The sequence below is a fragment of the Promicromonospora sp. NPDC052451 genome, from assembly GCF_044547525.1.
Taxonomy (GTDB): Bacteria; Actinomycetota; Actinomycetes; order Actinomycetales; family Cellulomonadaceae; genus Promicromonospora.
Map to the genome: position 1 here is coordinate 448,069 of NZ_JBIUAP010000001.1, position 14,450 is coordinate 462,518.

Below are 14,450 nucleotides of genomic sequence, written 5' to 3' on the forward strand. Positions count from 1 at the left end.
CGGGGGTAGTGCGTCAAGTGCGCGCGGCGGCGGCCGCGCGGGCGGCGGCCGGGAGGGCGTCCAGGATGCGGGTCACCGCGGCGTCGTCGTGGGCGGCCGAGACGAACCAGGCCTCGAAGACCGACGGCGGCAGGTTGATCCCGGCGTCCAGCATGGCGTGGAAGAACGGCGTGTACCGGTAGGTCTCGGCCGCCTGGGCCTGCGCGTAGTCCCGGACGCCCGACGCCGCGGCCAGCGGGCCGAAGAACACCGAGAACAGCGAGCCTGCACGCTGCACGCGGTGCTCGACGCCCGCGGCGGACAGCGCCTCGCCCACGGCGTCCGACAGCACCCGTGAGACCTCGTCCACCCGGGCGTACACGGCGTCGTCGGCCAGGCGCAGGGTGGTCAGGCCCGCCGCCACGGCCACGGGGTTCCCGGACAGCGTGCCCGCCTGGTAGACGGGTCCCAGCGGGGCCAGGTGGTCCATGACCGACGCCGCACCGCCCAGCGCGGCGACCGGCATGCCGCCGCCGATGACCTTGCCGAACGTGAACAGGTCGGGGGTGTAGCCCGCGCCGCCCTGCGCGCGCAGCGCGTCGTTCTCCACGCCCCACCAGCCGGCGGGACCCACGCGGAAGCCGGTGAGCACCTCGTCCATGACGAACAGCGCCCCGTGCGCCGACGTGATGCGGCGCAGGCCCTCGTTGAAGCCCTCGGCCGGCGGCACCACGCCCATGTTCGCGGGCGACGCCTCGGTGATGACCGCGGCGATCTCAGAGCCGCGCTGCGCGAACGCCGCCTCGACGGCCGCCAGGTCGTTGTAGGGGAGCACCAGCGTCTCGGCAGCGGTCGCCTCGGTGACACCCGCGGAGCCCGGCAGGGCGAGCGTCGCGACGCCGGACCCGGCCTCGGCCAGCAGCGCGTCCATGTGCCCGTGGTAGCAGCCCGCGAACTTGACGACCAGCGGCCGGCCGGTGACGCCGCGGGCCAGGCGGATCGCCGTCATCGTCGCCTCGGTGCCCGTCGACACGAGGCGCACGCGCTCGGCGGCAGGCACCCGGCGGCGCACCTCCTCGGCGAGCTCGACCTCGGCCACGGTCGGGGCGCCGAACGACAGCCCGCGCGCGGCGGCGTCCTGCACCGCGCCGACGACGTCGGGGTGCGCGTGGCCCAGCAGCGCCGGACCCCACGAGCCCACCAGGTCCACGTACTCGCGCCCCGCGACGTCCGTGACGTACGGCCCCCGGGCCGACGTCAGGAACCGCGGGTCTCCGCCCACGCTGCCGTAGGCCCGGACCGGTGAGTTGACACCGCCCGGGATCGCGCCCTGCGCGCGCAGGAACGCCGCGTGGTTGGCCTCTGGCGTGCGGCGCAGCCCCTGCGCCTCGACGGTGTCTCGGTTCTGCTCGGTCACTTGATCCACTCCGCGATCTCCAGGGCCCAGTACGTGAGGATCACGTCCGCGCCGGCGCGCTTGATGCTCGTGACCGACTCCAGGACGGCACGGTCACGGTCGATCCAGCCGTTCGCCCCGGCCGCCTCGATCATCGCGTACTCGCCCGACACCTGGTACGCGGCCACGGGTACGTCGCTCCGGTCGGCGACGGCGCGCAGCACGTCCAGGTACGACCCGGCCGGCTTCACCATGACCAGGTCGGCGCCCTCGGCGAGGTCCAGGTCGGCCTCGCGCAGGCCCTCGCGGGCGTTCGCGGAGTCCATCTGGTACGTCTTGCGGTCGCCCGTGAGCTCCGAGTCCACGGCCTCGCGGAAGGGCCCGTAGTAGGCGCTCGCGTACTTGGCGCTGTAGGCCAGGATGCTCGTGTCGGCGAAGCCCGCGTCGTCCAGCGCGTCCCGGATCATCGCGACCTGGCCGTCCATCATGCCCGACGGCGAGATGACGTCCGCCCCGGCCTTCGCCTGGGCCACGGCCATCGAGGCGTAGCGGATCAGCGTCGCGTCGTTGTCCACAGCCCCTGTGGACGTCAGCACGCCGCAGTGCCCGTGGTCGGTGAACTCGTCGAGGCAGGTGTCGGCCATGAGCACCGGCGTGGGTGCGCCCGGGGCCAGCCCCTCGTCCAGCGCGGCACGGGCGGCCCGCAGCGCCCGCTGCAGGATGCCGTCGGGTGCGTCGGCCTGCGAGCCGTTCCCGTCCTTGACGGCCGGGATGCCGAACAGCATGACGCCGCCCAGCCCCGCGTCGCGTGCGGCGCGAACGGCCGCGACCAGGGACTCCTCGGTGTGCTGCACCTGGCCCGGCATGCTGGTCAGCGGTGCGGGTTCGGTCAGGCCCTCCTTGACGAAGAGCGGCAGCACCAGGTCGGCGGGGTGCAGGCGGGTCTCGGCCACGAGGCGGCGCATGCCCGGCGTGGCGCGCAGACGACGCGGCCGGTACACGATCCCGGTGGTGCTCACGGTGTCCTTCTTTCTGTCTGGTGCATCAGATGCTGACAAGTGCTTGGGTGACGGCGTCTGCCAGGGCCGTGTCCGTCGGCTCCGCGGCGACGGCGAGCACCGTGTGCCCGACGGCGCCCGCTGCGCGGGCCGACGGCTCCCCGATCGCGACCACCCGCTGCGGGCCGAGCTGGGCGGCGACCTGGCGGGCGGCCGAGCCGGAGGCGACCACGACGGCGTCGTACCGCCGGTGCAGCTCCGGCGGCAGCTCGTTGGCGACGGTGCGGTACGCGGTCACGACGTCGACGGTCCAGCCCTTGGCGACGAGGCCGGCCCGCAGTGTGCCGGACGCGAGATCACCGAGCGGCAGCAGGACCCGCCTGGCGTGGGCGTTCTCGGCGGGGGTGTTCTCGGCGGGTGCGGCCGGGAAGGCGTCGGCGAGCCCGGCACCGGTCGCGGTCCCGGGCACGAGGTTGACGGTGATACCGCGCGCCTCCAGCGCCTGGCGCGTCGCCGGGCCGACGGCGGCCCACCGGACCGGTCCGGTCCGCGACGCGCCGGCCGAGGTGTGGCTCGGTGCAGGGCTCGGTGCAGGGCTCGGCGTGTCGGCCGGCGTGTCGGCTCGGAGGAGGTCACCTGCGCCCAGGTGGGTTGCGCCGAGTAGACGTTGTCTACCGTGCGCAACCGAGTCCCCCGCAGGGGTGTTACCTCCCGGCAGGGCCGGGGTGTCCGCGGGCTCGGCCGGGCCGAGCAGGGCGTCCACGGCGTTCACGCTGGTGATCGCGACCCAGGCGTAGCCGCCCGCGGCGACGAGGTTGCGCGCTGCGTCGAGCTCGGCCGGGTCCTCGACGGTGGCCCGCTCGATCACCGGAGCGGCGACCGCGTCGAGCCCGCGCTCCCGCAGCAGCGCGAGCAGCGCGACGGAGCGTTCCGGGGACCGGGCGACCAGCACGGTGGGCCGAGCGGCCGACGGGGGGACCCGCTCGGTCACGCCTTCTCCGGCACCGACGCGCTCAGCGGTGCGAGCCGCTCGGCGCCGTCGGCGAGCAGGTGCTCGGCGACAGTCACGCCGAGGGCTCGGGCGGCGGCGTCGATGGTCTCGGGGGCGACGTCCAGGGAGAGCCGGGTCTCCGCGGTGCGCGACATCTGCTCGGAGCCGTCCACGGCGGCCACGACGGCCCGCAGCCCGAGCGCCGTGCCGGACACCGTGGCGTGCGCACCGACCGGGGCGGCGCAGCCGGCCTCGAGCCGGGCCAGGACGGCGCGCTCGGCGAGCACGGCGAGGCGGGTGGGGCGGTGGTCGAGCAGGTGGATCGCCTCGGCGAGGTCGGGCGCGCGGGGCGGGGTGCCGGGCTCCGACGCGATGTCCGCGGTCCGCACCTCCACGGCGAGCGCACCCTGCCCGGGGGCCGGCGCGACGACGTCGACGTCCAGGATCTCGCTGATGACGTCCGTGCGGTCCAGACGCGACAGGCCTGCGTAGGCGAGGACGACGGCGTCGAGGTCGGCGTCGGGGCCGAGCGCCCGGTTGAGCCGGGTGCCGACGTTGCCCCGGATGTCCACGACGTCGAGGTCCGGGCGGGCGGCGCGGATCTGTGCGGCGCGGCGCGGCGAGCCGGTGCCCACGCGCCCGCCGTGGGGAAGCGTGGCGAGCGTCAGGCCGTCGCGTGCGCACAGGGCGTCGCGCGGGTCCTCGCGCTCGGGCGTCACGAAGGTGAGGCCGTCCGCGGGCGTCGTCGGCAGGTCCTTGAGCGAGTGGACGGCGACGTCGCAGCGCCCGTCCAGCAGCGCCTCGCGCAGCGCGGTCACGAAGACGCCCGTGCCGCCCAGGCTCGCGAGGCTCCCGGTCCTCACGTCGCCCTCGGTCCGGATGTGCACCAGCTCGACCGGCCGGCCGGTCAGCTCCTCCAGGCGCCGGGCCACCAGACCGCTCTGGGTGGTGGCGAGGGCGCTCGCGCGGGTACCGAGGCGGATCGGCGCGAGATCGCCCGGGGTGCTTCCGGGGGTGCTGACGGAGAGGGGGGTCGGGGTCACCAACCCAGTCTCCACCCGAACCCCCGCCCGGAGGAAACCGGGGCGCCCGGACGGGCCGATCTCACATCCTTGCTGGCGAACTGTCAGAACACCGTGTCAGAACCCTGGTCCGAGGCGGGCCGGAGACGCCTGGGCCGACCGCGCGAACCGGTGCCCGGCTCAGCCGGCAACCTGGGCCCGGAGCCGTTCGGCCGTGCGCCGCGCATGCCCGACGATCGCTGCCAGCCCCGTGCCCGCGATCCAGCCGCCCGTGACGTCGAGGCCCGGCTCGGCCCGTACCGCCGTCTCGAACTCCTGGACCGCGGCCCGGTAGGCCGGCGTCGGCGGGGGCAGTGCGCCGTCCCAGCGCTGGTGCAGGCTGTCCCGCACGCGCCCGGTCAGGTCCACGCCCAGCAGCGCCGACGCATCACGGGCGGCCTCCTGCGCGGTGGGTTCCGGCGTCGGCTCGCCCATGCGCCCGTAGCTGAGGCGCACCACGTGCACCCCCGGTCCGACGGCGTCCCGCACCCGGCGGGCGAGCCACGGCCACTTCGCCGTCGCATGGGTCAGCGCCTTGGCCCGGACGGCGCCCGGCGCGGTGCCCGGGGCCACGAGCATCCCCGACCCCCGCGGCGCCGCGTCGAGCTCGGGCGCGTCGAGGAGCAGCGTGACGAGCCAGATGTCGGCCCCGCGCTCGGGGCTCGCGGGGGGCACCAGCGCCCGAGCCGCGACGTCGGTCCCTTGCACCGAGATCGGTCCATCCGCGGACCGATCTCGGTGCAAAGGACCGATCTCGGCGCTGGCGCTCGGCAGGGGACCGAAGTCGGTGCGGGTCGCCAGCACCAGACGGGGCGTGCGCAGCAGGGTGCCGTTCGCCGTGCGCACCAGCCAGGCGGGGCCGGCCGGCTGCTCGGTGCCACCGGCGGCATCCGCGGCGTCCAGGCGCTCGGCGCCGCCCACTCCCTGGCCGCCGCCCACTCCCTGGCCGCCGCCCACTGGTTGGGCGCCGGCCACACCCTCGGCGCCGCCCACCCGTTCCACGCCGTCCACCCGCGCCCCGAACCGCACGTCCAGCCGGTCCACGAGGGCGCTCACCAGGGCGTGCACCCCTCCGTCGATCCCCCGCACCGCGGACCCGGGCGGCGCCGCGGCCCGCAGCGCCGCCACGGCACGGGACAGCGACCCGGTACGTGCGTACGCGTCCAGCAGCCCGGGGGCGACGGCGGCGACGTCGAGCCGGTCGAGCGGTGCCGAGTGCACGCCGGCCGCGACCGGCGTGACCAGCCGGTCGGCGACCCGCGTGCCGAGCCGCGACCGGGTCAGGGTGCCGAGGTCGGTCGGGTCCACCATCCGCGCGGGCAGCACCCGGTCGAGCGAGGCCCGCAGCACGCCGGGCCAGCCGATCGCGCGGCGCACGTCGGCGGCCCACGGCCGTGCGGGGATGCCCAGGACACCGCCCGCCGGCAGCGGGAACGCCCGCTCGGCCGCGTACCCCCAGGCGGAGAGGCCGGCGGGCGCCTCGACGGCCAGCCCGAGCTCGGCGACGAGCCGCTCCACGACCCCGCCCCGCACGGCGAAGGACTCCGCCCCGAGGTCCAGGGGCACGCCGGGCAGCGACCGGAACGACCCCCCGCGGATCGGTCCGCCCGCCCGGTCGGCGGCCTCCAGCACGACGACACGCAGCCCGCGCTCCGCGAGCGTGTGCGCGGCGACCAGCCCGCCGATCCCGGCCCCGACCACGACGGCGTCGGCAGCCTCGGCAGCAGTCCTGGCCCCGGCACCAGTCCCGGCCCCGGCACCAGTCCCGGCTTCAGCAGCACGCCCGGCTCCAGCAGCACGCCGGGCCTCAGCAGCACGCCCGGCGTCCGGAGCGCCCGAGGGCGTCGTCGTGCCGGAGGAGGTCACAACGAGTGGACCAGCTCGACCACGCGGGTCAGCACCGTCGGGTCGGTGTCCGGCGGCACGCCGTGCCCCAGGTTGACCACGTGCCCGGGCGCCTTGAGCCCGCGCGAGACGACCTCGCGGACGTGCGCCTCCAGCACGTCCCACGGGGCGCCCAGCAGCGCCGGGTCGATGTTGCCCTGCAGCGGCACGCCCGGCAGCAGCGCCGCGGCCTCGTCGAGCGGGGTCCGGTAGTCGATCCCCACGGCGTGGTCCGGCACGCCCGCGGTGACCAGCACGTCCCGCAGGGCCGGCAGCAGGTGCCCGGTGCCCGTGCCGAAGTGGATGGCCGGCACGCCGCTGTCCGCGACGAACGCCAGCGCCCGGGCCGACGACGGCGCGACCCGCGCCGCGTAGTCCGCCAGGGACAGCGACCCGGCCCACGAGTCGAAGAGCTGTACGGCGCTCGCACCCGCCTCGACCTGGGCCCGGAGGAACGCCCCGGTGAGGTCGGCGGTCCAGGCCACGAGCGCGTCCCAGGTCTCGGGGTCGGCGTGCATCAGGGTCCGCGCCGCGAGGTGGTCGCGCGACGGGCGGCCCTCCACGAGATAGGCCGCCAGCGTGAACGGCGCGCCGCCGAACCCGAGCAGCGGCGTGGACCCCAGCTCCGCCACGGTCAGCGCCACGGCCTCGCGGATCGGCTCCAGCGCGGCGTCGTCCAGGCCGCGGGAGGTCAGGCGGGCGACGTCGTCGGCCGTGCGGTAGGGCTGGTCCATCACGGGTCCCACCCCCGGCGCGATGTCCACGCCCACGCCGGCGAGCTTGAGCGGCACCACGATGTCCGAGAAGAACACCGCGGCGTCCACCCCGTGCCGGCGCACCGGCTGCAGCGTGATCTCGGCGGCCAGGTCCGGGCGCAGGCAGGCCTCCAGCATGCCCGTGCCCTGGCGCACCTCGCGGTACTCGGGCAGCGAGCGGCCGGCCTGCCGCATGAACCAGACGGGCGTCCGGCCCGGGCGTTCACCCCGCAGGGCCTGCACCAGGGGTGCGGCAGAGGTCCGCCCGTCGGTGAGCGGGTGGGCGGGCGCGAGGGTGGTGGACTTCACGCTTCACGATTCTGCCCTGCCGGGCCAGGGTGCATAAAGTTGGAGCACTGTGGTTCTCCTCTCCCTCACCGCCAGCCACCGCGAGCTCGACCTCGACGCGCTGGAGCGCCTGTCCACGGGTTCGTCGTCAGTGGGTCGTGTCGTCGTGGGTACGTGCGGCCCCGTCGCGGGCGCCGTCGTGATCTCCACGTGCAACCGCTTCGAGCTCTACCTCGACGTCGACGCGCCGCTCAGCGGCGACAGCGTGCGGCACGCGACCCGGCACGTGGCCGAGCTGGTGGCGCACGCCTCCGGCGTCACGGGGGAGGTCGCCGCGCGCAGCTTCACCGTCCGCACCGGGCCGGAGGTCACCGAGCACCTGTTCGCCGTGGCGTCGGGCCTGGACGCGATGGTCGTGGGCGAGCGTGAGATCGCCGGCCAGGTCAAGCGGGCGCTCGCGGAGGCCCGCGAGCAGGAGACCACCTCGAAGACCCTGGAGCTGCTCTTCCAGACGGCGTCCCGCACCTCGAAGCGGGTCGGCACCGACACCGAGCTCGGCGCGGCCGGCCGGTCCGTCGTGGCCCTCGCCCTGGACCTCGCCGAGCGGGAGCTGCCGCCGTGGGACGGTACCCGTGCGGTGCTCATCGGCACGGGCTCGTACGCCGGCGCCTCCGTGGCGGCCCTGCGAGCGCGCGGCTGCGACGACATCCGGGTCTACTCCCAGTCCGGCCGCGCCGCGGCCTTCGCCGCGTCCCACGACGTGCAGCCCGTGGACTCCCTCGTCGAGGCGCTCGCCGACGCCGACCTGGTGGTCAGCTGCAGCGGTGCCCGGGGGCGCGCGCTCGCGGCCCGGGCGGAGCAGGCCGACCCGCAGCAGGCCGACGGGCACGACGAGCACCTCGCCGCCGTGGTGTCCGGCAACTTCGGTGCCCCGGGCGTGCTCCCGCACCTGACGACCGACGCGGGCCCCGAGGCGAGCCTCGGCCACGTGCTGGACGCCGCAGGCCTGGTCCGGGCGCGTGAGCGTGCCGCCGACCGGGCGGGCGACGAGCCGGAGCCCCGTCCGCTGGTGATCCTGGACCTGGCGCTGCACCGCGACGTCGACCCGGGTGTCGCCGACGTGGAGGGCGTGCTGCTCTACGACCTCGCCACGCTCAAGGCGCACGCGCCCGCGGTGGCCCGCGACGTCGTCGCCCAGGCGCAGGGCATCGTGGACGCCGCCGCCCAGCGCTTCGAGGAGACCCGCCTGGGCCGGGAGGCCGACGCCGCGGTGGTCGCGCTGTTCGACGAGGCGGAGGTCCGGGTCCGGGCCGAGGTGGCCGACGTCGTCGCGCGCCTCGCCGACGAGCTGGCCGCACGCGGCGAGCCGGCCCCGCACGACTCGGACGTCGATGCCATCGCCCGTGACGTGCGCAAGCGGGTGCACTCCGAGCTGCACGACAGGATCGTCGAGGTCCGTGCCCGGGCCACCGCCGAGGCGCGGGCCGCGGAGGCCGCGCTGGTGCAGGGTGCCGAGGCCCTGACGGTGGAGGCGTCCGTACGTCGAGACGCCGGATCGGCCCCACGCCGATAACGCCTTAGCGTCACGCTAAGGAACAAGCCGGGCGGACCGGTTCTAGCGGTCCAATCAACCCATCGTTATCGAATCGTGATGAGGGTGATTTTATTCACCCGGGGGTGAAGACTAAGTTCGGTGGCTCAAGGACCGAAGCGCTTATGCGCAACGAGATGCTGGAGCACCTTTTGAAGCACGCAGCACCCAAGAAGAAGACCGCATCGGCGGGCGCGCGGACCATCGCGACCGTCGCCATCGCAACCGCGGCCACGAGCATGGCCGCCCCGGCCATGGCCGCCGAGGCCTCGCCGCTGGACTCCCTTGGTGACCTCGGTACCACGGCCGAGGGCCTCACGCAGGGCCTGCCGGCCCTCTCGTCGACCTCGGTCGACCTCAGCGAGCTCACGGCTGCCGTCCCCGCGGCGGACGCCGTGACCAAGCAGCTCCCCGCCTCCATCGCGCCCACCACGGCGCTCGCCCCCAACTACAAGCCGGCGCAGTTCGTGTCCGGCGCCGTCCAGGGTGCGGCCCCGCAGGTCGTCTCCGACGTCGTGCGCGGCGTCACCAGCGGCTCCGCCCTGTCCGGCGTGACGGGTACCGCCGCCGGCGTGACCGGCACCGCCCAGTCGGCGCTGCAGACCGTGCTCGGCGGCGGCGTCGTGGGCACCGCCACCGGCGCCGTGGGCACGGCCACCGGCGTCGTGAACGGCGTGGCCGGCGGCGTGCTGCAGGGCGACGTCGTGAACGGCGTGGCCGGTGGCGCCCTCAACACCGCGACGGGCGCCGTCTCCGGCGTCGTCGGCGGCGTGGCCTCGGGTGACGTCGTGACCGGTGCCACGGGCACCGTGGCCGGCGTGGCGGGCACCGCGACCGAGGTGGTCGACGGCGTCCCGGCCACCGTGGCCGACGTGATCCGCAACCTGCCGAACGTCCTGGGCGGCGTGACCGCTCCGGTCGCCGGCCTCACCGCCAACCTGCCGGGCGTGCTCGGTGGCGTGGGTGGCGTCGTCAACAGCGTCGTGTCGAACGTCCCGGGCGTCGTCGCGAGCGTGCCCGGCGTGGTCGCCAAGGTCACCACGCCGGCCGCCGGCGCGGTGGAGACGGTCGTGGGCGACGTCGCCGTGGACGGCGTCGTGAAGCCGGCCGTGACCGAGGTCGTGCCGGGCGCCGTGGGCTCCGTGCAGGGCAGCGTCCTGCCGGGCGTCACCTCGACCGTGGGCACCGCGACGGGCTCCGTCGTGCCGGGTGCCGTGGGCACCGTGACCGGCGACGTCGTGCCGGGCGTCGTGAACCACGTCGCCAAGCCGGTCGTCGGGGACGTCGTGCTCGACGGCGTCGTCGGTGGCGTGGTCAAGGACGGCGTGGTCGACAACGTCGTGAAGCCGGTCGTCAAGGACACCGTCGTGGACAGCGTCGCGAAGCCGCTGGTCGAGGACGTCGTCGTCGAGGGTGTCGCCAAGCCCGTCGTGAAGGACGTCGTCGTGGACGGCATGGCCAAGCCCGTCGTGGACACCGTGGGCAGCACCGTCAAGGGTGTCGCCGGTGGCGCCGTGACCGACACCGTCGGTGGCGTCACGGACACCGTGGACGGCCTGACCGGCGGTGCCGTGAGCGGTCTGACGGGCGGGCTGCTGGGCGGCCTTTCCTGACCTGAAACCCAAGAGGACCCCAGCCTCTTCGGACTTGACGCAACGGGGTGGAGTGCCATCGGCACTCCACCCTGTTTGCGTTTTTCGGCGCTTTGAGGAGGTTCCATCGATAACGCCGTTGTTATCCAATCGTTACCGTTACATCAGCTTTTTCGTAAGTGCCCCTTTTTCACCGAAGGGAGATCGGGTAGCGTCGTCGCGGCCCCCGGGATCCGGGCCGTTGTAGCCGACCAGCTGGAGCAGCTCTCATGAAGCACGCCGCCGTCAAGCCTTCGTCCGCCGCCAAGTCCACGGCCACCCGTGTCGTGGCGACGATCGCGCTCGCCACCGCCGCGACGGCCGTCGCCAGCCCGGCGATGGCGCACGACGGGGGCGGCCACCACGGTCACGGCGGCTACGACGGCCACTCGTCGGGCTACGACGGTCACTCCGGGTACGACCGCGGCCGCCAGTCCCACGAGGCCCCGCGCTCGTACGAGCCCGCCAGCTACACCGAGCCGAACTACGACGTGCCGCGGTACGGCTCCCAGGGCAACTGCGGCCGGGACGCCGACCAGACCCAGCAGGCGGGCTGGGAGCAGGGCGGCCAGACCCAGCAGGACGGTCAGCAGGACGGCTGGAAGCAGGGCGGCTGGGACGAGCAGGACCGCGAGCGGGTGCGCGAGGCGGTCCGGGAGTACGTCGAGGCAGCCGAGGAGGCCGCCCCGGCGCCCGCCCCGAAGCCCGAGCCCGAGGTCGTCAAGCCGGTGCAGAGCGTGCCCGCCACCGCACCGGTCGTCGAGGAGCAGACCCAGACCCGGACGGTCACGCAGGCCGCCACGACGGATGCGGTGCCCACGGCGACGGCCACGTCCGAGCCGGTGGCCGTCCAGGCTCCCGGTCAGCAGTGGGAGGGCCCGACGTCGGCCGACACCGCCGGGGCCGAGCTCACCTCGTACGTGCCGGAGCGCGCCGAGGGCATCGAGCAGGACGCGTCCGCGCTCGCCGAGGCCACCCTCGACGCCCCGATCAAGCTCGCCCTGACCGGCGCCGAGGCCGCCACCCTGACGGCGGCTGCCGGAGCGCTCGTGGTGGGCGGCGCCGGCGCCCTCGTGCTGGCCCGTCGCGGCCGCTCCCGCGCCTGATCCCTCCGGGGCTGCCGCACCTGATCCCTCCGGTGGGCTGCCGCACCTGATCCCTCCGGCGGGCTGCCGCTCCTGGGGCTGACCGACGTCCCCTGGGAGTGGTTGAGACCCCCTGACCTCTCCGAGGGCTTCCTCAGCGTCGCTGACGTCTGTTCAGCAGGCCCGGGACGACCATGACCGTGCCGGTTACGGCACCCTGCGGCCTGTTGAACGAACCGCAGCAGGTGAGCCTTCTGACGGAGAAGGGTCAGCTGGGCCAGGTGGGCGGGTCCGTGGACCAGGCGTGGGCCGGGTGCGGGTAGTCGGCATAGCCCGGGAGTGCCGGGCATGCGGTGGTCACGCCGGCGTGGGTCACGGTCGGGCCGTCCGGTGTCGCTGCGGGTGGGTGCAGCGGGTCCCGGCCCGGCAGGTCCAGCAGCCAGGTCGCGGTGCGCGCGAGCGAGACCGACACGTCCCGGCCGAGGCCGTCGCCGGCCGTGCGGCCCGCAGCCCCGTCGCCCGAGCGCCCGCGGCTGGGGTCTCCGCCGTCCGGAGCCCTGCGGCCGGGGCCGCCTCCGCCGTCGGGAGCCCCGTCGTCCCCTCCGTCCCGGAGCGTGAGCGCATCGACGATCCCCGCCGCGAGCAGGTACCCCGAGGCGTGGTCGAGCGCCTGGGCGGGCAGCGCCCCGGGTACGCCGTCGTGCCCCTCCAGCAGGGCGATGCCGCTCGCCGCCTGCACGATCGAGTCGAAGCCGCGCCGGCCTGCCCACGGCCCGGTGTCGCCCCACGCGGAGACGCGCCCCGTCACGACGCCGGGCGGTACCCGGAGTCCGAGCGCCTCCACGGCACCGGGGCGGTAGCCGGTCACCAGCACGTCGGCGGCGTCGAGCAGCTCCTGTGCGGTGCGGAGGTCGGCCCCGTCGCGCAGGTCCAGCACCGTGCTGCGCTTGCCCTGCCCGGTGTCGAGGTGCTGCCACGGGATCTCCGCGGGGTCGGGCGGGTCCACGCGCAGCACGTCGGCGCCGAGCAGCGCGAGCGTGCGGGTCGCGACCGGGCCGGCGATCACCCGGGTCAGGTCGAGCACGCGGACGCCGCTCAGGGGTGCCGCGCCGCTCAGGGGTGCCGCGCCGCCGCCGGTCCCGCCGCCGCCGGTCCCGCCGCCGCCGATCCCGCCCGCGGCCGTCCCGCCGGCCGCGGACGCCGCCCCGCTCCGGTCCGCCGGTGACCCGCCGGCTCGCGCGTGCCGCGCGAGGGACCGGGTCGCGTCACCCGGGCCGCTCGCGGGCGTGACCCGCACCAGCGGGCCGGCCGCCGCGGCGCGCCCCGGCTCCGACTCCCGCCACTCCTGCTCGGTGCGCACACGCGCCACGATCGCGCCGGCCGCAGCAGCGCCGTCCTCCAGGTCGTGCGCCGAGAGCTCGGCGAGGCGCTGCGCGAACGCGGGCCGGCCGACGTCGTCCGGCAGGCCGGCCAGGGCGGTCAGCCGGGCCCGGTGGTGCGGGTAGTTGGCGTGGGTGCGCACCCAGCCGTCCGCCGTCCGGAAGAAGCCGGACAGCTCCGCGAACCCCGTCACGGGCCGGCCGTCGAGCGCGAACAACCGGTCGGAGGCGAAGGCGGCCGCGACGCGCCGGGCGTCGGGCTCGGCGTGCACCGCCCGGGTGGCGGCTCGTCCGCCGGCGGCGCCGGCCCCGCCGCTCCCACCCGCGCGCCGGGTCGCGTGCTGCACCGCCCGGACCGCGTCGAGCGCCAGGTCGAGCACGGGCAGGTGGGCGGCGAGCCAGGGTTCCACGACCTCATCATCGCCCTGCCCGGGAAACATCACCGGCCCGACAGATCTGGGACCAGGTGCGCGGATACACTCGCCGCATGGCCAAGAACCCCTCCACCGACTTCGTGCTCCGGCCCTTCGAGGGCCTCCCCGGCGAGACCGACTGGGTGGCGATGCGCGAGATCGTCCCGTCGGCCACTGCGACGGCCCGCACCACCGCTGAGTACGGCGCCCGCGACGTGACGATCGTGACGCTCCTGCCGGGTGCGTGGACGGCGCTGCACCGTGCGGACGGCACGATCCTGCTGGCCGTGCAGGGCATCGTGGGTTCGGGCGACGTGAGCCGCGACCTGGCCGCCGCGCTGCTGCAGGCGATCGAGCTCGAGCCGGGCACCGCCGTGGAGTCGGGTGCGCTGCCGGGCGAGGGCCCGCGCCTGCAGGACGTGCTGGACCTGAGCGTGCCGTTCGAGGTCACGGTGCACGAGTCGTTCGACTACTGGCTCGACCCGAGCGCCGACGTGACGCCCGAGCTCAAGCAGAACCTGGAGGACGCCGCCGACGGCGCGATCCCCACGGTGAAGGTGGCGTCGGTCGAGTCGGCCTACTGGTGCAGCATGACCCGCGAGTTCCTGCGCTGGGCGCGCCCCGAACCAGAGGACGACGTGATCGACGCGATCTCCCGGCTGCACGCAAAGCGCGAGTCAGGGCTGGCGGGTGGAAGGTTCGTGGGAGCGTTTCGTGCGTCCGGGCTGGTGGTCCCGGTCTGGGAGCTGCCGAAGGGCACGCAGGCGGAGGACCTCGAAGGGCCCCTGGCTGAGCTCGGCGAGAAGCTCGCGAAAGCACTTTCCACCAAGGAGCCGCTTGATGCGAACGAGCGACGCGCAAGAGCAGGTATCGTCTCCCGGCAGGTCACCCTGCGCTAGACCGGACACCCCGGCCGGTCGTGCGCGAGCGGCTCGGAACGCGTCGGCAGTCACCGCGGATCGCCACGAGCGGTCCAGGTTTCGGCAACTAGCGGACCAA

At 75.4% G+C, this 14,450-nt stretch carries 11 protein-coding genes; 4 read left to right on the forward strand and 7 right to left on the reverse strand.

Annotated elements, in window-relative coordinates:
• Positions 1–13 precede the first annotated feature (13 nt).
• From hemL to hemE, 6 genes are all read right to left on the reverse strand, one after another.
• On the reverse strand, positions 14–1,396 hold the full coding sequence (gene hemL, locus ACIG47_RS01955; RefSeq protein WP_397429379.1) for a glutamate-1-semialdehyde 2,1-aminomutase: 1,383 nt from the start codon (positions 1,394–1,396) through the stop codon (positions 14–16).
• The gene (gene hemB / locus ACIG47_RS01960; RefSeq protein ID WP_397429525.1) at positions 1,393–2,340 is read right to left on the reverse strand and encodes a porphobilinogen synthase; all 948 of its coding nucleotides are present in this window, start codon (positions 2,338–2,340) and stop codon (positions 1,393–1,395) included. Before hemB ends, hemL begins: the two co-directional genes overlap by 4 nt.
• 79 nt (positions 2,341–2,419) lie before the next feature.
• Positions 2,420–3,364, reverse strand: a complete 945-nt coding sequence (locus ACIG47_RS01965; RefSeq protein ID WP_397429380.1) for a uroporphyrinogen-III synthase — start codon at positions 3,362–3,364, stop codon at positions 2,420–2,422.
• The gene (gene hemC, locus ACIG47_RS01970) at positions 3,361–4,407 is read right to left on the reverse strand and encodes a hydroxymethylbilane synthase (protein WP_397429381.1); all 1,047 of its coding nucleotides are present in this window, start codon (positions 4,405–4,407) and stop codon (positions 3,361–3,363) included. The genes ACIG47_RS01965 and hemC overlap by 4 nt, the downstream gene beginning before the upstream one ends.
• 159 nt (positions 4,408–4,566) lie before the next feature.
• Positions 4,567–6,126, reverse strand: a complete 1,560-nt coding sequence (locus ACIG47_RS01975; RefSeq protein WP_397429382.1) for a protoporphyrinogen/coproporphyrinogen oxidase — start codon at positions 6,124–6,126, stop codon at positions 4,567–4,569.
• A gap of 161 nt (positions 6,127–6,287) precedes the next feature.
• Positions 6,288–7,373 (reverse strand): uroporphyrinogen decarboxylase, encoded by a 1,086-nt coding sequence (hemE, locus tag ACIG47_RS01980; protein WP_397429383.1) that lies wholly within the window; start codon positions 7,371–7,373, stop codon positions 6,288–6,290.
• A 49-nt stretch (positions 7,374–7,422) separates the two neighbouring features.
• Here hemE and ACIG47_RS01985 point away from each other — a divergent pair, with 49 nt between their 5' ends.
• The 3 genes from ACIG47_RS01985 to ACIG47_RS01995 all read left to right on the forward strand — a co-directional run bounded on the left by ACIG47_RS01985 (position 7,423) and on the right by ACIG47_RS01995 (position 11,680).
• Positions 7,423–8,925 carry a glutamyl-tRNA reductase gene (locus ACIG47_RS01985; RefSeq protein ID WP_397429384.1) on the forward strand — a complete coding sequence of 501 codons (1,503 nt, stop codon included), beginning with the start codon at positions 7,423–7,425 and terminating at the stop codon, positions 8,923–8,925.
• A 143-nt stretch (positions 8,926–9,068) separates the two neighbouring features.
• On the forward strand, positions 9,069–10,556 hold the full coding sequence (locus ACIG47_RS01990; protein WP_397429385.1) for a hypothetical protein: 1,488 nt from the start codon (positions 9,069–9,071) through the stop codon (positions 10,554–10,556).
• Between the two features lie 248 nt (positions 10,557–10,804).
• Positions 10,805–11,680: a hypothetical protein gene (locus ACIG47_RS01995; protein WP_397429386.1), complete on the forward strand. Its 876-nt coding sequence runs from the start codon at positions 10,805–10,807 to the stop codon at positions 11,678–11,680.
• A 247-nt stretch (positions 11,681–11,927) separates the two neighbouring features.
• Here the strand turns inward: ACIG47_RS01995 and ACIG47_RS02000 are convergent, their stop codons facing one another.
• Positions 11,928–13,448, reverse strand: a complete 1,521-nt coding sequence (locus tag ACIG47_RS02000; protein ID WP_397429387.1) for a CoA transferase — start codon at positions 13,446–13,448, stop codon at positions 11,928–11,930.
• Positions 13,449–13,525: 77 nt separating this feature from the next.
• Here ACIG47_RS02000 and ACIG47_RS02005 point away from each other — a divergent pair, with 77 nt between their 5' ends.
• Positions 13,526–14,350 (forward strand): DUF5926 family protein, encoded by an 825-nt coding sequence (locus tag ACIG47_RS02005; RefSeq protein WP_397429388.1) that lies wholly within the window; start codon positions 13,526–13,528, stop codon positions 14,348–14,350.
• Positions 14,351–14,450: the final 100 nt, after the last annotated feature.